The 17121-nt window shown below is 53.6% G+C and carries 17 protein-coding genes; 15 read left to right on the top strand and 2 right to left on the bottom strand.

All coding sequences use genetic code 11. The features are described from left to right. The first annotated feature begins 409 nt into the window (after positions 1 to 409). From FH871_RS11555 to FH871_RS11515, 9 genes are all read left to right on the top strand, one after another. Positions 410 to 799: a BlaI/MecI/CopY family transcriptional regulator gene (locus FH871_RS11555; RefSeq protein ID WP_138991594.1), complete on the top strand. Its 390-nt coding sequence runs from the start codon at positions 410 to 412 to the stop codon at positions 797 to 799. Beyond that, positions 786 to 2702, top strand: a complete 1917-nt coding sequence (locus tag FH871_RS11550) for a M56 family metallopeptidase (RefSeq protein ID WP_138991593.1) — start codon at positions 786 to 788, stop codon at positions 2700 to 2702. The genes FH871_RS11555 and FH871_RS11550 overlap by 14 nt, the downstream gene beginning before the upstream one ends. Before the next feature lie 174 nt (positions 2703 to 2876). After that, positions 2877 to 4256: a glycoside hydrolase family 88 protein gene (locus FH871_RS11545; protein ID WP_138991592.1), complete on the top strand. Its 1380-nt coding sequence runs from the start codon at positions 2877 to 2879 to the stop codon at positions 4254 to 4256. Then, entirely contained in the window at positions 4256 to 5119 is an 864-nt protein-coding gene (locus tag FH871_RS11540) for a sugar phosphate isomerase/epimerase (protein ID WP_138991591.1), read from the top strand. The genes FH871_RS11545 and FH871_RS11540 overlap by 1 nt, the downstream gene beginning before the upstream one ends. A gap of 45 nt (positions 5120 to 5164) precedes the next feature. Further along, on the top strand, positions 5165 to 6310 hold the full coding sequence (locus tag FH871_RS11535; RefSeq protein WP_171062824.1) for a Gfo/Idh/MocA family protein: 1146 nt from the start codon (positions 5165 to 5167) through the stop codon (positions 6308 to 6310). A gap of 107 nt (positions 6311 to 6417) precedes the next feature. Next, complete coding sequence (locus FH871_RS11530; protein WP_138991590.1) at positions 6418 to 7188, top strand: 3-ketoacyl-ACP reductase; 771 nt, start codon at positions 6418 to 6420, stop codon at positions 7186 to 7188. A 127-nt stretch (positions 7189 to 7315) separates the two neighbouring features. After that, positions 7316 to 8620, top strand: coding sequence for a Gfo/Idh/MocA family protein (locus FH871_RS11525; protein ID WP_138991589.1), 1305 nt, complete (start codon positions 7316 to 7318; stop codon positions 8618 to 8620). Positions 8621 to 8739: 119 nt separating this feature from the next. Continuing rightward, positions 8740 to 9984, top strand: a complete 1245-nt coding sequence (locus tag FH871_RS11520; RefSeq protein ID WP_138991588.1) for an MFS transporter — start codon at positions 8740 to 8742, stop codon at positions 9982 to 9984. Next, complete coding sequence (locus FH871_RS11515) at positions 9968 to 11440, top strand: hypothetical protein (RefSeq protein ID WP_229317222.1); 1473 nt, start codon at positions 9968 to 9970, stop codon at positions 11438 to 11440. Before FH871_RS11520 ends, FH871_RS11515 begins: the two co-directional genes overlap by 17 nt. On the opposite strand, the gene FH871_RS11510 is transcribed toward FH871_RS11515, so the two are convergent. After that, positions 11437 to 11982 carry an acyl-CoA thioesterase gene (locus FH871_RS11510; RefSeq protein WP_138991587.1) on the bottom strand — a complete coding sequence of 182 codons (546 nt, stop codon included), beginning with the start codon at positions 11980 to 11982 and terminating at the stop codon, positions 11437 to 11439. The two genes, FH871_RS11515 and FH871_RS11510, sit on opposite strands and share 4 nt — an antisense overlap. Before the next feature lie 200 nt (positions 11983 to 12182). Between FH871_RS11510 and FH871_RS11505 the strand changes: the two genes are divergently transcribed. The 5 genes from FH871_RS11505 to FH871_RS11485 all read left to right on the top strand — a co-directional run bounded on the left by FH871_RS11505 (position 12183) and on the right by FH871_RS11485 (position 14960). Then, positions 12183 to 12632: a DUF2147 domain-containing protein gene (locus FH871_RS11505; protein WP_138991586.1), complete on the top strand. Its 450-nt coding sequence runs from the start codon at positions 12183 to 12185 to the stop codon at positions 12630 to 12632. A gap of 127 nt (positions 12633 to 12759) precedes the next feature. Further along, the gene (locus tag FH871_RS11500; protein WP_114408876.1) at positions 12760 to 12945 is read left to right on the top strand and encodes a CsbD family protein; all 186 of its coding nucleotides are present in this window, start codon (positions 12760 to 12762) and stop codon (positions 12943 to 12945) included. Positions 12946 to 13304: 359 nt separating this feature from the next. Continuing rightward, a complete protein-coding gene (locus tag FH871_RS11495; RefSeq protein ID WP_138991585.1) occupies positions 13305 to 13691 on the top strand; it encodes a hypothetical protein in 387 nt (128 codons plus the stop codon). 35 nt (positions 13692 to 13726) lie between these two features. After that, positions 13727 to 13912, top strand: a complete 186-nt coding sequence (locus tag FH871_RS11490) for a hypothetical protein (protein ID WP_138991584.1) — start codon at positions 13727 to 13729, stop codon at positions 13910 to 13912. A 133-nt stretch (positions 13913 to 14045) separates the two neighbouring features. Beyond that, complete coding sequence (locus FH871_RS11485; protein ID WP_138991583.1) at positions 14046 to 14960, top strand: EamA family transporter; 915 nt, start codon at positions 14046 to 14048, stop codon at positions 14958 to 14960. Positions 14961 to 14999: 39 nt separating this feature from the next. Here FH871_RS11485 and FH871_RS11480 read toward each other — a convergent pair whose 3' ends face one another. Further along, positions 15000 to 15761: an SDR family NAD(P)-dependent oxidoreductase gene (locus tag FH871_RS11480; RefSeq protein ID WP_138991582.1), complete on the bottom strand. Its 762-nt coding sequence runs from the start codon at positions 15759 to 15761 to the stop codon at positions 15000 to 15002. A 188-nt stretch (positions 15762 to 15949) separates the two neighbouring features. Between FH871_RS11480 and FH871_RS11475 the strand changes: the two genes are divergently transcribed. Continuing rightward, complete coding sequence (locus FH871_RS11475; protein WP_229317221.1) at positions 15950 to 17026, top strand: sensor histidine kinase; 1077 nt, start codon at positions 15950 to 15952, stop codon at positions 17024 to 17026. The last annotated feature ends 95 nt before the right edge of the window (positions 17027 to 17121 follow it).

The following is a 17121-nucleotide window of genomic DNA, read 5'->3' as shown; positions in this document are numbered from 1 at the left end:
ATGTTTATGATAATCCAGCGCACGGTTTTCATGCCACCGTTCTCGCAGCCCGTCGACCTGCCCCGTTAGGGGCTCAACAGCGCAGCGTCGGTAGCACGAAGCCAGGAATCTTCGTCCAGCGTGCCGATAGGTACGCGACCCACCGCCAGTTTAATGCGAATTGTCGCGTACCTATCGGCACGCTGGCGTCAAAAATAACCCCATTTTCTACCGACGCTGCGCTGTTCAATCCCTATGGGATAAATAACGCGGATGAAAAACGGTTTTAACATTTATTACGAAAACTTTCGTATCAAAAACTTGACTTCTACGAAACGATTCGTATATCTTTGTTACGAAATAGTTCGTAGGTTTAAATTCGTTGTCGACAACCGCGCAAACTACCGTTTCGAACAGTAAACAAAAAACCATGAAACCAACCGAATCTGAACTGGAAATCCTGCAGGTGCTTTGGGAAAAAGGCCCCAGCACCGTGCGGCAGGTGAACGAACACCTGAGCCAAACGCGCGACATCGGGTATACGACGACCCTCAAACTGATGCAGATCATGCACGAAAAAGGACTCCTGAGCCGCACCGAAGAAGGCCGTTACCACGTTTATCAGGCTTTGATCGGGGAAGAAGAAACGCAGCAACACCTGCTCGACCGGTTTGTCGATACGGCTTTTCGGGGTTCGGCCATGAAACTTGTAATGCAGGTGCTGGGCAACAGCAAGGCAACGCCCCGGGAACTCGAAGAATTGCAAAAACTGATCAACCAACTGAATCCCGAAAACAACGAACCCGATGAACAACTTTAACGTGTTTTCAGAACCCTTTACGAATGCGCTGGGCTGGGCTTTGGTGCATACACTCTGGCAGGGAACGCTGCTCGTGGCTGCGGCCGCGCTGGCATTGCGACTGACCCAAAACCGCCCGGCCTCGGTGCGCTACGGCATCGGCATCGGAACGCTGTTCCTGCAACTCCTGGCATTTGTGGCAACCTTCTGGCTGGGTTACGAACCCGTCCGAACCACCCTGTCGATCCAGGGCGACCGTCAAACCGCCATCGTTCAGGATTTGTCGTTCACCAGCGATTGGTCGGGTCAGCTGATGAGCTGGCTTCATCCGCATTTGTCCCTGCTGGTGTCGGTCTGGTTTTTGGGTGCGGTTTTGCTGATGGTGCGGTTGTTGGGCGGCTGGGTGTTCGTTCAGCGATTGACGCGGAGGAATAACAGTCCGGCACCGGAAGCCTGGCAGACGTATGTGCAGAAGGTGGCCGATCAGCTTGGCATCATGAAGGCCGTCCGGCTGGTGGAGTCGGCGGAAATAGCGGTGCCGATGACCATTGGCTGGCTAAAACCGGTCATTCTAATTCCCGTCGGTTTGCTGGCCGGTTTGTCTCCCCGGCAGGTCGAAGCCGTGCTGGTCCACGAACTGGCGCACATCCGGCGGTATGACTACCTGGTCAATCTGGTGCAGTCGGCGGTCGAGATTGTGTTGTTTTTTCACCCTGCCATCTGGTGGCTCTCGGCCCGGGTTCGGGAAGAGCGAGAGCATTGCTGCGACGATGTGGCCATTCAGTTGCGGGGCGAGCGCGCCAGTCTGGCACAGGCGCTGGTTCAGATCGAAGAACGTCGGCAGGCGTTTGCTTCGACGCCCACGCTGGCAATGGCTTTTGGTGCCCGCAGGCCATCCTTTGTTCAGCGCGTAAAACGGGTCATCGGCGTGAGTGAACAACCGTCGTCCAAACCGAACGGGTTGCTGGCAGCGGGTTGCCTGGTGTTGCTCGCCGGTTTGGTAACGGGCCAGCGTGTCGATCGTCCGGCAACCACCAGCCGTCTGCAAGGCGACGCCAAGGCGTTCAACGACTGGCATTCAGACACGAACGTTCAACGGTCGGTTCCGGAAGAAATCAGCATCAAGGTCGTTGAAAAACCGGAACCGCTTTCTTTTTCAGTCGATACGGATGCGGTTGACCCTGTGATGCGCATCCGGCTGGAAACAGAACTTGATCACCACCTGGAACAGGTGGAGAGGCTGGGGCGCGAAATGGAGAAAATTCACCTGCCCATGATCCAGCTTGAGAAGCAAATAGAACTGCAAACCAAACTGGAGCAACTGACCGATCAGGAAATGGAAAAGGTAAACCAGCAGATGGCGAAGCTCCAGTCATTGACTGATGGGCAGTTGCGGCTCTTCACCGATTCAATGGGGACTTTTTCGGCGAAAATAGCGGGCATGGCCGAAAAAGCGAGTTTTCATGCCATTGAAGTGCTCCGGTTGCAGGAAAGAGCGCACCGCCTGGATTCAGTGCCAGCCATTGCGCCGGTTCCCGCTGCGCCCCCCCGTCCTGCCCGGATGCCCAAACCGGCGGGTGTAAAAGGGCAGTATTGGTACAACGGCAAACGCTACAACCGTCCGGAAGACATGCCAAAAGCGCCCAATCCACCGGCTCCACCGGCTGCCGCTGACGCCCCCGATCTGCCAGCAGCAGCCATGGCCCCAGTCCCACCCATTCCACCGGCAGCCATGGCTCCCCCACCAGTGGCCCCGGAGCCGCCTGTTCCGCCCGCACCGGCAGAAGGGGATGAAGTCACCACCTGGTCAACGACAGAAGGAACCGTGATTCATATCAAAACGAAGAATGATCCCAAAGCAAAATCCGTGAAAACGGCCAAGCCGGCGAAATCGAAAACCGCTCCGAAAAAGCAGGAAGAGTAGAAAAGGAAAGCGGATCAGTCACCAGAAGGCCCCTGAAAAAGTAGACCCACACCCGTCGGTCTGTTTTTTCAGGGGCCTTGTTTCAACTTATTTCCACCCAAACCGGTAATTCCCGGCCCATCCTGTCTTTTACTGGTAGTTCAATGGATTTCCTTCCGTTTCCAGTATCGACCAATGATTCAAATCAACTACGGCCTTCAACCGGCCGACTTCACAACCCGACTCAAGCAGTTCTGGGATTTATCCGCCCAAAAAATCAACCTGATCGATTCCCATTACGATACCGCCAAAGGGTCACCGGTTTTTACGGTGCAGGGACACTACACCACCCGCGGCTGGACCGAGTGGACGCAGGGCTTCCAGTTTGGCTCCTCCATCCTCCAGTTCGACGCCACCGGCGACCCGCATTTTCTGGAAACGGGGCGGCAAAAAACGCTCGGCGTCATGGCCCCCCACATCAGCCACATTGGCGTTCACGACCACGGTTTCAACAACGTGAGCACCTACGGCAACCTGCTGCGGCTGATGCGGGAAGGCAAAGTAGAATTCGACGAGTGGGAAAAGAATTTTTACGAACTAGCCCTCAAAATTTCGGGAGCCGTGCAGGCCAGCCGCTGGACGACCGTCAAAACCGGTGGATTCATTCACTCCTTCAACGGACCACATTCGCTTTTTGTCGATACGATCCGTTCCTGCCGGGCCGTCGTGCTAAGCCACAGCCTTGGTCACGTTTTTCAGGGGGAAGGCGATGTAAAAATCAATCTGCTCGAGCGGGGGTTGGAACACATGAAAGCAACAGCCGAGTACTCGGTTTTTTACGGCGAAGGACGTGACATCTACGATCTCTGGGGCCGCACGGCGCACGAAAGCGTTTTCAATACCAAAGACGGCAATTTCCGTTGCCCCAACTCCCAGCAGGGCTACACCGGTTTTACGACCTGGACGCGCGGCCTGGCTTGGGCCATGTGCGGTTTTGCCGAACAACTGGAATACCTGAACACACTCGAAGACGTTGATCTGGAACCGTTCGGTGGACGGCAGGTGGTGGAAGCGTATCTGCTCAAAGCCGCCCGCGCCACCTGCGACTTTTACATCGAACACACGCCGATCGACGGCATTCCATACTGGGATACCGGCGCACCCGGTTTGTCGCAAATGGGTAATTACCTCGACCGGCCCTCCGATCCCTACAATGATTTTGAGCCGGTAGACAGTTCGGCAGCCGCCATTGGGGCGCAGGGATTGCTGCGTCTGGGCAACTACCTGACCGAACGGGGCGAAACCGAAAACGGCTCACGGTACTGGCAGGCGGGATTAACGGTGTTAGATTCGCTGTTTAAGGAACCGTATCTCAGCACGGACCCTAACCACCAGGGACTGATTCTGCACTCGATCTACCACCGGCCCAACGGCTGGGATCATGTTCCGGCAGGGAGCAAAATTCCCTACGGCGAGTCGAGCATGTGGGGGGATTACCACGCCCGCGAAGTCGCCTTATACCTGCAACGGGTGGTAAACAACGAACCGTATTACACCTTTTTCGGAGCCCTGTGATGAGCACAACACCACTAGCGGAGTCGACGCCTGGGGAACCGGCATTCCAGGATTTTTCAAAACTGTGCATTCACACCATCACCACCCGCCCGTGGGCCATTGAGGAAGCCGCAAAGCACTATTCCCGATCGGGGATTGGCGGAATTTCAGTCTGGCGGGATGCGCTGGCCAATCGCAACATTCGGGAAACCAGCCAATTGCTGCGGGATCATAACCTGTCGGTGGTTTCTCTCTGCCGGGGCGGTTTTTTTCCGCACCTCGAAGCCGCTGGCCGACAAACCGCCCTGGACGACAATCGCCGGGCGATCGACGAAGCCGCCGAACTGGGTGCCCCCCACGTCGTACTGGTGTGCGGTGCCGCACCAGGTCAGTCCTTGACGGAATCCCGCAAACAAATCCGGGACGGTATTGCCGCACTGCTGCCCCATGCCGAAGCCAATGGCGTCCGGCTGGCGATTGAACCTTTACATCCGATGTATGCCGATAACCGCTCGGCTGTCAACACCTTAGGACAGGCTAATGACATGGCCGAGGAACTGAATTCACCCTACGTTGGTATCGCCGTCGATGTCTATCATTTGTGGTGGGACCCCGATCTGGAACGGGAAATCGCGCGATGCGGTAAAAACGGGCATTTGTATGCTTTCCACATTTGTGACTGGAAAACCCCAACGCTCGATCTACTCAACGACCGCGGACTGATGGGCGAAGGCTGCATCAACATCCGCCAGATCCGGTCGTGGGTCGAAGCTGCCGGTTTTTCGGGTTTCAATGAAGTCGAGATCTTCTCAAACCGGTATTGGGCGGAAGATCAGGCGGAATTCCTGGAAAAAATCAAACACGGGTATTTGTATCATTCGTAAATAACCGCTTAACCATTCAACCATCTTTTAGCCATTTATTTAAAAGTGAAAGAACACAAAGTCGGTATTATCATGAACGGCGTAACCGGCCGGATGGGTACCAATCAACACCTGATGCGTTCCATAGTTGCCATCATCAAACAGGGGGGCGTGAAGGTTGGACCGGACGAAGTCATTATGCCGGACCCCATTCTGGTGGGTCGGGACGTCAATAAACTGGAGAAATTGTGCCAGCAATCGGGGGTGCAGAAAATGACGACCAACGTCGATGAAGCCCTCGCCGATCCCCATAACATCATTTATTTCGATGCCCAGACGACGGGTCGCCGGGCGGAGGGCGTTCGCAAAGCCGTGGCCGCCGGAAAGCACGTCTACTGTGAAAAACCGACCGCCGTCAGCACCGAAGTGGCCCTGGAACTGTATGAACTCTGCAAAGCCGCCGGGCTGAAAAACGGCGTCGTGCAGGACAAATTGTGGTTACCCGGTTTGTTGAAACTGAAACGCCTGATGCAGAACGATTTCTTCGGAAAAATCCTGTCGGTTCGGGGTGAATTTGGCTATTGGGTGTTTGAAGGGCACTCCATTCCGGCGCAACGGCCCTCGTGGAATTACCGCAAGGAAGACGATGGCGGGATCATTGTTGATATGTTGTGCCACTGGCGCTATGTGCTTGACAACGTATTTGGTAAAGTAAAAGCCGTATCTTGTCTGGGTGCAACCCACATTCCGGAGCGCATCGACGAGCAGGGCAAACCGTATGTCTGTACCGCCGACGATGCCGCCTATGCAACCTTTGAACTCGAAGGGGGCGTCATCGCTCAGTTCAACTCTTCGTGGACCACCCGCGTTCGTCGCGATGATTTGCTGACCTTGCATGTAGACGGCACCAAAGGATCGGCGGTGGCGGGTTTGCGGGAGTGTTACATTCAGCATTATGGCAACACACCCAAACCGGTCTGGAACCCCGACATCGAGCAGCCGATCAAGTTTTTTGAAGGCTGGGCCAAAGTACCGGAGCAGGAAGTGGCCGAAAATGCCTTTAAGGTGCAGTGGGAGCTGTTTTTGAAACACGTCGTGAAGGATGATCCATTTCCGTGGGACTTGCGGGAAGGAGCCAAGGGCGTGCAACTGGCCGAAAAAGGCATCGAAAGCTGGGAAAAACGCTGCTGGGTCGACATTCCGGAACTTTAATAGGAACACGGATTGGGCGGATTGAACGGATTTCCACAGATAAAATTTCATAAAAATCAGTGTTGATCCGTTCAATCCGCCCAGTCCGCGTTCCCATCCAACATAAAATGAAGAAAGTAGCATTTATAACGGGCGGAAGCCGGGGAATTGGATACGGGATTGCAGAACACCTGGCGAAAGCCGGTTTCGATCTGGCCATCAATGGCGTACGGCCCGAAGAAGCGGTTGCAGAGGCCCTGACTGGTCTTCAGGAATTGGGCGCTGAAGTGATTTATTGCCAGGGTGATATTGCGTCGAAAGAAGACCGCGTCCGCATGCTGGAACAAATCAAGGCCCGTTTTGGTCGGTTGAACGTATTAGTAAATAACGCGGGGGTGGCGCCGAAGGAACGCCGGGATATTCTGGAGGCAACGGAGGAAAGTTTCGAATACGTGTTGTCGACCAATTTGCAGGGGGCCTACTTTCTGACCCAGGCTGCGGCCAACTGGATGATTGCGCAAAAGGCTGATCAAACGGACTTTACGGGGTGTATAATAACGATTTCCTCGATCTCCTCGACGGTTATTTCGGTGAACCGTGGAGAATATTGCATTGCCAAAGCCGGACTCAGCATGGCCACGCAATTGTTTGCTGCCCGACTGGGTGAATACGACATCCCGGTTTTTGAAGTACGACCGGGCATCATCCGTACCGACATGACGGCGGGGGTCGTCGGGAAATACGACAAACTAATCGATGAAGGGCTGACGGTCCAGAAACGCTGGGGTTTTCCTGACGATGTGGGCCGGGCGGTGGCTGCTTTGGCCCGTGGTGACTTTCCGTATTCAACCGGGCAAGTCATCATGGTCGACGGCGGCCTGACCTTGCCAAGACTGTAAAAGAAAGAGTTGTTTCGCAGAGTTAAGCAGAGTTTTTCTCTCTTTCTCTGCTTAACTCTTTTTACTCCGCTCAACCGCCGGGCGGCCCCGTCTGCGAAATAACTCATTTTCCTAAACCGCTTGATTCATGAAAAACCAATCCGACTCCCGGAGGACTTTCCTCAAAACCGCTGCCACCGGCTCCCTCGCCGTAATGGGATTGCCGACCCTGATTCCGGCCCATGCCTTTGGTGCCAACGACCGCATCCGGGTCGCCGTCATCGGCGTCAACGGACGCGGGAAAGACCACATTTCCAATTTCTCCAAACTGCCGAACGTCGAGGTCGTCACGCTCTGCGACGTCGATAACGTGGTTTCGGCCCAGCGCGCGGCTGATTTTGAGAAAACGTACTCCCGAAAGGTGAAAACCGAACAGGATTTGCGAAAAGTGTATGACGACAAAAACATCGATGCCGTCAGCATTGCCACACCCAACCACTGGCACGCACTGGCGGCCATCTGGGCGTGTCAGGCCGGAAAAGATGTGTATGTCGAAAAACCGGGTACGCACAACCTGCGCGAAGGCAAAAAACTGGTGGAAGCTGCGTCCAAATACAACCGGATTGTGCAGCACGGCGTGCAATTGCGCAGTTCGACCGCCATTCAGGAAGCCATCAAACACCTCCGCGACGGTCTGATCGGGAAAGTGTACATGGCGCGCGGATTGGTCTACAAATGGCGTCCTGACATTGGCAATCAGGGGCCCAGCGCTGTTCCGGCGGGTTTGAACTGGGATTTGTGGCAGGGACCGGCCAAAGCGCGCGAGTTCTCCAAAAACTACGTTCACTACAACTGGCACTGGTTCTGGGACTACGGCAATGGCGACATTGGCAACCAGGGCATCCACGAAACGGATTTGGCCATGTGGGGGCTGGACGTCGGTTTTCCGGAAGAGGTGACGTCGGCGGGCGGCAAATACCTCTGGAAAGACTGCAAGGAAACACCGGAATTGCTGACATCCACCTATAATTACCCCTCGCAAGGCAAAGTGATTCAGTTTGAAGTGCGTCCGTGGATGACCAACCGGGAAGACGGCGTGGAAGTCGGCAACCTCTTTTACGGCGACAAAGGCTATATGGTCATCAACGGCTACAACGATTACAAAACGTTTCTGGGCAAAGAGCGGACGCCCGGACCGGCGGGTCATGCCGGGGGCGACCACTACCTGAACTTCATCGAAGCGGTTCGGGCGCGGGACAAATCGAAACTGAACGGCCCGGTTGAAACCGCCCATTTGGCGTCGGGACTGGCCCACATCGGTAACATTGCCTACCGCCTGGGTCGCACCCTGAAATTTGATCCGAAGAAAGAAGAATTCATCGGCGACTCGGAAGCCAATTCGCACCTGAGCCGTCAATACCGCGCGCCCTTCGCGCTTCCGAAGCAAGTATAATTTACGGTTTATCGGTTTACGGTTTTTAGTTTAGGGTGGCTGACGCGCGCATTTTGAATGCTTCAGCCACGCCAAACTAAAAACCGTAAACCGATAACGATAAAACTGAAACCGAAAAAATGATTGAGCAACCGAAACCCCAACAAAGCCTGAGTAAACAATTGCTTCAAATTCCGGTGCTGGTGGCCGCGCTGGGTTATCTGGTGGATATGTACGACCTGTTTCTGTTTAGCGTCGTGCGGGTTCCGAGCCTGAAAGCCATCGGTGTGCCTGACGACCGGCTACTTCCCGACGGCATCATGCTGTTGAACTGGCAAATGGCCGGGATGCTGCTGGGCGGTGTTTTCTGGGGCATTCTGGGCGACAAACGGGGGCGGCTTTCCGTGCTCTTCGGGTCGATTCTGATTTATTCGCTCGCGAACATTGCCAACGGATTTGTCGACAGTCTGCCCATGTACGCGGCTCTGCGGTTTGTGGCTGGCGTGGGCCTGGCCGGTGAATTGGGAGCGGGTGTCACGCTGGTAACCGAAGTGTTACCGAAGCAGATTCGCGGGTATGGAACCACGATTGTGGCTACCATGGGCGTTCTGGGCGCTATCATGGCCTATTTCGTGGCCGATTTGTTTGCCTGGCGGATCTCGTATTTCGTGGGGGGCGGTCTCGGTTTGATGCTGCTGGTGCTGCGGATGAACGTATTCGAATCCAAGATTTTTGAAGTGGTGAAAGAGCGTCAGGTGAAGCGCGGTGATTTGATGATGCTGTTCAACAACCGGGAGCGGTTTCTGAAGTATATTCAGTGCATTCTGGTCGGTTTGCCCATCTGGTTTGTCGTCGGGATTCTGGTGACGTTTTCGCCGGAATTTGGTCAGGCGATGGGGTTGACCGAACCGGTGGTGGCCGGAAAAGCCGTCATGCTGACCTTCACCGGTCAGGTTTTTGGCGACATTGCCAGTGGATTGTTGAGTCAATATTTCAAAAGCCGCAAAAAAGTCATCGGCAGTTTCATTGCCCTTTCGCTGGTTTTCGTGCTGGTCTACCTGCTGGCTCCCATGAAAGACCTCTCGGTTTTCTACCTGGTTTGTGTTTTCCTTGGCGTTGCCAACGGCTATTGGGCGCTGTTCGTGACCATTGCCGCCGAGCTTTTCGGAACCAACCTGCGGGCTACAGTGGCTACGACGGTTCCCAACTTTGTGCGGGGAGCGGTGATACCGTTAACGTCGCTGTTTGTTTACGGAAAAGGCCAGGTCGGAACGCTGAATAGTGCACTTGGGGTCGGATTATTGACGGCAACCCTGGCGTTTATTGCGCTGTACTTTATGGAGGAAACCTTCAAAAAGGACATGAACTATGTGGAAACAGACTAGAAAACCCGGTTTTTTTTGGGCAGGGTTCCTGGTATTTTCTACCGCGTGGTCCTGGGCGCAAACCTCCGGACCCTTCCGGTTGCATCCGCAGAATCCGCATTATTTTCAATACCGGAACAAGCCGATTCTGATGGTCGGTTCGGGAGAACACTACGGTTCGGTGATCAACCTCGACTTCGATTATGCCCGGTATTTGCAAGCTACAGCCGCCGACGGCATGAACACCACCCGGCTTTTTACGGGGGCTTACATCGAGAAACTGGGTGACTTTGGCATCCAGAAAAACACCCTGGCAGCCGCCGAAGGCCGGTTGATCTTGCCGTGGCGACGGAGCAGCGAACCCGGTTATACGCTGGGCGGAAACAAGTTTGACCTCAACCAGTGGGATGTTGCTTATTTCAACCGCTTGAAGGACTTTATGACCCAGGCCCGCCAGCGGGGCGTAATTGTGGAAGTGAATCTGTTTTCGGCGCATTATAGCGATGGCTGGAAATACAGTGCGCTGAATCCAAAGAATAACATCAATAAAACCGACAGCATCTCATCCCGGTTGGTCAATACGCTGGAGAATGGAAATTTGCTGGCGCATCAGGAAAAATATGTCAGGAAAATTATCCGGGAACTGAACGGTTTCGAGAATTGCTATTTCGAGATTCAGAACGAACCCTGGGCCGATCAGACGGACATTGTTCTGAAACGCAACGAATACGGCCCCGAAAAAGACTGGCGTTCAACCCTGCAGGTGGTTTCGCAACGCTCGAACGACTGGCACCGGCAGGTGGCCCGCTGGATCAAAGACGAGGAAAGCCGACTACCAAACCGGCATCTGATTTCGCAGGATGTCAGCAATTTCCACTATCCGATTGCCAACGCTGATTCCAACATTTCGATTTTCACGTTTCACTACGCCCTGCCCGAAGCCGTCACGGAAAATTACCATTTGAACCGCGTGATCGGATTTAACGAAACCGGTTTTGCCGGTCGTGAAGACGCCACGTATCGTCGGCAGGCCTGGCGGTTTTTGATGGCCGGGGGCGGTTTATTCAACCACCTGGATTACTCGTATTCCGTCGGTGCCGAAACCGGTCAGGACACGTCGTATAAAGCTCCCGGCGGAGGCAGTCCGGCCTTGCGGTCACAATTCAAAGTGATGAAAGACTTTTTTGAAAAGCTAAATTTTGTGACCTACAAACCCGCTCCCGGTCTGGTGGCTTCGGCCCCGGGTGCGCTGACGCAGGTGCTGGGCAACGGGAAAACGGAGTGGGTTCTGTATTACGAACCGATGGCCGTACAACCGCATGACCTGAACCTGAATTTGAAAAAAGGCACCTACCAGGCCGAGTGGCTGGATGTGGTAACGGGACAGAAACTCAAATCGGAAACCGTCATAAACGGTCGGATGGCCGTGCCGGATGGCGCAAATGATAAAGTCGTTATCATCCGGGTATCCCGCTAATCTCCTCCGCTCTCGCCTTCTATTTTGTCCTGCACCAGTTCTTCCTTGATCTGCCGGATCCGGTCGTTGAAATTCAGGTTGTGGAAATCGACGTCGCGCACACAGATGGCCGCGAGAAACGCCATGACGTCGGGATCGTGGGGAATTCGACGGCCCGTTACAACGCTGACATACTTTGAGGTCATCCAAAGCACATTCTTCAACTGCCGGCCGGAATCGTCGGTCATGTAATACTCCGTGACAATCGTATCGTCGCTGACGTAAATGATGCGGGATACGATCCGAAGCCATTCATTGACCATAGCCGGACGGACGTAAGCAATCTGGTGCTGGTAAACCACCCAACTCGTCTTGTATTCACGAAACAACTGCGCCGGGCTGAAGTTATACTGGGTAGCAACCTGGTCTTCGCGTGCGTTGAAATAGTAGTCGAAATACTTCGCGTTGTTGAGGTGCTGCAACGGGTCACAATCCTGAAAACGGACAATGGTGCGCGATTCCGTTTCGTGCGGGTAAGTTCTGGTTGGATCAAGTTTGATCATAGCGTGGTGGTCACTGATGACCTTTTTGGCAAGTTTGGATGCAAAATCCGGCCGGAACGCAGAGGCTGCCGCCGGATTCTGTCCTGCAAAAATCAGTGTAATTCCGCAAACCAGCGTAATCCGGTAACACACATTTTTAATTATTTTTACGTTTTAATCAGTACACTGGTCAACGTTTCCATCAACATCTTAAAAATCGAATGAAGTCGCTTTTTTTTCTCGTTCCCCTTCTTCTGCTCGCCCACTCGCTAACCGCATACACGCCCCAGTTTCATCCGGATGCGGTGGTAGGTACCTGGCTCAACGGCACCAAACAGGGGCAGATCCAGATTTACAAAAAAGGCAACCAGTACTACGGGAAGCTGGTGTGGCTGCGGGAGCCCAACAACCCCTCGACCGGAAAGCCTAAAACCGACCTGAAAAACAGCCAGGCCACGCTGCGTTCCCGGCCACTCATGGGGCTGGATGTGATGCAGGGCTTTGTACACGATGGCGGCAAGGTCTGGGAAGATGGTCATATCTACAACCCCGAAGACGGCAAAGAGTACAGTTGCAAAATGACGCTAAAAAACCCCAATACGCTCGACGTGCGGGGGTATGTCGGAATATCCCTGCTGGGCAAAACCCAAACCTGGACCCGCGTAAACTAACAATTCCGGTGATGGTGCGGCTTTTTTTGGTCCAAAATCTCAAACATTTTCCGCTTGTCGCCGGTTTATACCCTATGATTCGGAAGAATCATTTACTAGATCACTCACGTTATAACGATTATCAATCATGAACGAGACAACCCTTAAAGGCGGATGGAATGAGTTGAAAGGCAAGATCAAACAAGCCTACGGCGATTTGACCGACGACGATCTGACGTATGCAGAAGGCAAGGAAGACGAAATGTGGGGCAAACTCCAGCAAAAAACCGGTAAGACAAAAGACGAAATCCGGAAGGCTGCCGCCGACCTGTAATTCATACAAGTGTCCGAATTGAAAACGCCGGAAGCCACAAGCTTCCGGCGTTTTCGGTTGACAGGACTTAATATTCTTTGGTTAAACGGTTTTCCAAAGGAAGCAGACCGGCAAAAACGATGGTCAATTTGTGGTAGACCGAACGAAATACCGTATTTGTCTTTTGGGCGGGGCGTCCTAATTTCCAGACACTGAGTACACTATTTCCGGATGACGGGTTGCTCCCGAATTTTATTTAAATAGGCGACCGAAATGCGTGTTACTTTTTGGGAGATGTGACATCTAAATGGGTGACGAAGCGGCACAGAGGAATTCCCGGTCCTTCGTTACTTGTCACCAACCAAAACTCCATCCACTGAATGAGTACCTATCAAAGCCCTAATCCACTGATTCATTTTAACAACCTACTGCCCGAATGGGGTCAGGCGGCTGACGAAATCTACCACAATTATCACTTTCTAAACCACGCACTCAGCCAAAGCGACCGCCTGCTGATCCCGGAAGAAGCATTGACCAAACTAGCAGGGTTAAAAGCGACTCTGGTCATGACCCTGGCCCGACTGATTCAGGATTTGCCGCCTTCCACGCACCGCATTTCCAATGAACCGGTTGATTCCATAAGCCGATTTATCGCACACATCAATACATTAAAAACCGTTAATTTACAGACAGATCATACGTTTGATGATTTGCTGCAACAGCATCCCTCGTTAAAGAACTGGTTTGAGTCAGCCGTAAACGATTAAAACGCCCCTATTTCTCTCTCTAAATCCAGGAAAAAATGAACGATACTGTCTACGTAACTGAATTGCTCCGGCGTCTGAAAACCACTGACGATCCAACCCTCTTCAACGCCATGTTTACTCTATACATATACCGGTACCGCCAGGTCCTCAGCAACAGCGTCCAGTTCACGGTCGTCGAAAAAGCCCCTCTATCGCTGTATACAACCGGAAGAGACAACTAAACCATTCGTTAATCCCGTTTTCATTCTGACTATTATTAAAATTAATCACTTCCATTAAAAAAATTTGCGGTTCATCTCTGGAAATATTTCTATTCCTTTGGTGTTGTAAAAACAACCAAGAGAAAAGTGAGTGATGAATCCGGTTTACGTTAATAAAGTACAGCCTCCGCGCCTGACACTTTGGATGGCCCTGATCTCCGTGTATGTTTTGTGGGGGTCGACCTACCTTTTTGTTCATTTCATGACCGAGAAAATGCCGCCCCTGTATATGGCATCTTTGCGGCTCAGTACGGCGGGGCTGATTTTATTTCTGTACGCCCGGCTTACCGGCACCCCCGTTCCGGCTCCGAAGCAATGGCTGTCGGCAGGAATCATCGGGGTCTTGCTGCTCACGATTGCCAACGGCAGCATGTCGGTTGCGCTGCAATACGTGCCGTCGAGCATTGCCGCGCTGTTGGCCGCGCTGGTCCCGCTCTTCATCATTCTGTTCAACTGGGTGGGTTTCGGCCACATCCGACCCACCAACTTATCGCTGGCGGGTCTGGTGCTCGGGTTGATGGGGGTTTCGCTGCTGGTGCAGCCCTCCGGTTCCGGAATGGCGTCGACGGGTAATACCTGGATAGGCGTTGCACTGATCATGGTGGCGAATGTTTCGTGGGCGGTCGGCACGCTGCTTTCTTCCCGGCTTACGCTTCCTTCACAACTGATTTCCAGTGCCATCCAGATGCTGGTAGGCGGTCTGGTGTTGTTTTTACTCAGCATGATCACAGAGAACGTCACGCTGACGAGCATCGGACATGCGCCGGTAAAAGCCATTGGATCTTTGATTTACCTCATCATTTTCGGCTCCATCATCGGGTTTTCGTCCTTTGCGTGGCTGGCCCGGAATGCCCCCCCCCAACTGGTTTCGACCTATGCCTACGTCAATCCGGTGGTTGCCATGCTGCTGGGCTGGGCCTTCGCCGGCGAAACCCTGAACGCGTATTCCATCCTGGCCGCCCTGGTGATTTTATCGGGTGTGGTCTTGATTACCCTGGGCCGGAAATAAATGATCGCTTCGCCCCAACCCCTGAAGGGGGCGAAGCGATCATTCAACCGGTGGCGGACTCACTGCCGTCCAGCCACCATCGACCACCAGGCTTTGTCCCGTGATGTGACGCGATTGGGGTGAAACGAGAAACAAGGCGGCATTGGCAATATCGTCGACGGTGGCGGGTCGTCCCATCGGCGTAATCCGCGACCAGATCGGCACATAGGTCGGATCATCGAGCGTCCGCTCGGTTTGGGTGGCGCCCGGAGCCACGGCATTGATGTTGATGCCGCAGGGCGAAAGATCGAGCACGAGGTTTTTGGCCAGCATTTCCAGCGCAGCTTTGGTCATGCTGTAGGCAGCCAGTCCCGGATGCGCCTGATGGCCCGTGACGGACGACATCAACAAAATGCTGCCTCCTTCGTTCTGGCTCTTCATCTGACGGGCAGCCCGTTGGGTCAGGAAAAAACTGCCCCGCAAGTTCAGATCGACCACTTTTTGAAAGGCTTCGGGCTGGTAATCGAAGAAATCACCAAAGATGGTAATGCCGGCATTGGCAACGACGATGGTCAGTTTGCCGAATTCAGCAACCGCTTTATCGACCATGCCCTGAATAAAGGCGACGTCGGAAGCATCGCCGGGATAGGCCAAACAGCGGCCGCCTTCCTGTTGTATGCGATCGGCTGCCTGCTGAGCCGCTACCTCATCGAGGTCATTGAGTAAAACGGAGGCACCCTGGCGGGCAAGCTGACGGGCAATGGCAAAACCGATGCCGATGCCTGCGCCCGTTACGATGGCAGTCTGGGTTTGGAAAGTCATGAAAAAATGCTGGTGGCAAAAAAGGTTGCTGCAAAGATGCCCCAAATTTGAAAAAAAAGTCAACGTTCCAGTCGAATACTGATCAAATCAGGAAGCCGTTCGCTTTTTCTCCGAATTGAAGCATCCTGTAAAAAACCGTACCTTTAAGCGAAAATCAGCAAAACCGGTAGCCCCGACGGCTTTTTCGAATGATTCCAAGGTCTTCCCGCCGATTGACACCTTTTTTCTCCCGCTGGGAGCTTTGGTACCACATCCTGATGATGCCGGTGTTGTTTCCCGTTGGCAATTATTATTTCGTTGGCCCCCGCTATTTCAGCGATGTGCGGGTCTTTTTGTTGGGAACATCGGTGGTTTTCGGGCTCTACTGGTTTTCGGTCATCACCCTCACGCTGGCCGTTCGCGGGGTCATTCGCCGGTATCCCGACGTACTCCGGGCCACGCACCGCACCCTGGTGATGCTGGCGGTTGTGGGCCTGATCACCGTCGGATTGGCGGTTTTGGATGTGTTCATCTACAGCCTCTTCCCCCTCCTGCATGTCCCGTTTACGTGGGATGCCATCCGTCCCATTCTGATTTTGGGGCTCATTTTCGATCTCTGTTTCTGTGTGGCGCTGAATGTTTTTTATACCTACAACCAGTGGCACCGCGACCAGACCGAAAACGAGCTGCTTCGGCAGGCCACCCTTCAACACCAGCTCGACTCGCTGAAGATGAAAATCAATCCGCATTTTCTCTTCAACAGTCTTACTTCGCTGTCGTCGTTGATTGGGGAGGACCAGAAACAGGCTGAGCAATTTGTCGACCAACTCTCGAAGGTGTACCGGTATCTGCTTCAGGCCAACACCCACGAACTGGTCAGTTTACAAACCGAACTGGACTTTATGGGACAGTATTCGGCCTTATTGCAAACGCGCTACGGCCCGGCCCTGCGCATCGCCCTGCCGACCGATCCAACTTTCCCCGACACCCAGCTTCCTCCGCTGACGCTCCAGCTTTTGATCGACAACGCGATTAAACACAACGTCATGAGCGTCACGAAACCGCTGAAGATCCACCTCGAAATGACCCCAAATGGGCGGCTGCTGGTTCGGAATACGCTCCAGCGAAAATCGGTTAAAATGGATCTTTCGCAGGCCAGGCTGGCTACCCTGATGGCTAAATACCGGCAATTGGGTCTGGAAGAGATCCGGGTGGAAGAAACCGGAACGCATTTTGAAGTATCCCTGCCCCTGCTGCGTTTTACGCCCCCCCACAACGCTCCCTGATGCCCACGGAATCCTTCGCAATTCATCCCGCTTTTTTCGCAGTTCAGACAGCCAATCAACCAATTTACGCACTATCTTCGGGTTTCGCTCATTCA

The organism is Larkinella sp. C7 (assembly GCF_006149005.1).
GTDB lineage: Bacteria > Bacteroidota > Bacteroidia > Cytophagales > Spirosomataceae > Larkinella.
The sequence above is the reverse complement of the archived record's forward strand: the minus strand, read 5'-3'. Positions and strand labels throughout refer to the sequence as shown.

Excerpts from the sequence above, each read along its gene's own strand:
- FH871_RS11500 (WP_114408876.1), top strand. The coding sequence starts at position 12,760 with ATGAACGAGACAACCCTTAAAGGCGGATGGAATGAGTTGAAAGGCAAG.
- FH871_RS11490 (WP_138991584.1), top strand. The coding sequence starts at position 13,727 with ATGAACGATACTGTCTACGTAACTGAATTGCTCCGGCGTCTGAAAACC.
- FH871_RS11515 (WP_229317222.1), top strand. The coding sequence starts at position 9,968 with ATGTGGAAACAGACTAGAAAACCCGGTTTTTTTTGGGCAGGGTTCCTG.
- FH871_RS11555 (WP_138991594.1), top strand. The coding sequence starts at position 410 with ATGAAACCAACCGAATCTGAACTGGAAATCCTGCAGGTGCTTTGGGAA.
- FH871_RS11495 (WP_138991585.1), top strand. The coding sequence starts at position 13,305 with ATGAGTACCTATCAAAGCCCTAATCCACTGATTCATTTTAACAACCTA.
- FH871_RS11510 (WP_138991587.1), bottom strand. The coding sequence starts at position 11,982 with ATGATCAAACTTGATCCAACCAGAACTTACCCGCACGAAACGGAATCG.
- FH871_RS11550 (WP_138991593.1), top strand. The coding sequence starts at position 786 with ATGAACAACTTTAACGTGTTTTCAGAACCCTTTACGAATGCGCTGGGC.
- FH871_RS11520 (WP_138991588.1), top strand. The coding sequence starts at position 8,740 with ATGATTGAGCAACCGAAACCCCAACAAAGCCTGAGTAAACAATTGCTT.
- FH871_RS11525 (WP_138991589.1), top strand. The coding sequence starts at position 7,316 with ATGAAAAACCAATCCGACTCCCGGAGGACTTTCCTCAAAACCGCTGCC.
- FH871_RS11505 (WP_138991586.1), top strand. The coding sequence starts at position 12,183 with ATGAAGTCGCTTTTTTTTCTCGTTCCCCTTCTTCTGCTCGCCCACTCG.
- FH871_RS11530 (WP_138991590.1), top strand. The coding sequence starts at position 6,418 with ATGAAGAAAGTAGCATTTATAACGGGCGGAAGCCGGGGAATTGGATAC.
- FH871_RS11540 (WP_138991591.1), top strand. The coding sequence starts at position 4,256 with ATGAGCACAACACCACTAGCGGAGTCGACGCCTGGGGAACCGGCATTC.
- FH871_RS11475 (WP_229317221.1), top strand. The coding sequence starts at position 15,950 with ATGATTCCAAGGTCTTCCCGCCGATTGACACCTTTTTTCTCCCGCTGG.
- FH871_RS11485 (WP_138991583.1), top strand. The coding sequence starts at position 14,046 with ATGAATCCGGTTTACGTTAATAAAGTACAGCCTCCGCGCCTGACACTT.
- FH871_RS11480 (WP_138991582.1), bottom strand. The coding sequence starts at position 15,761 with ATGACTTTCCAAACCCAGACTGCCATCGTAACGGGCGCAGGCATCGGC.
- FH871_RS11545 (WP_138991592.1), top strand. The coding sequence starts at position 2,877 with ATGATTCAAATCAACTACGGCCTTCAACCGGCCGACTTCACAACCCGA.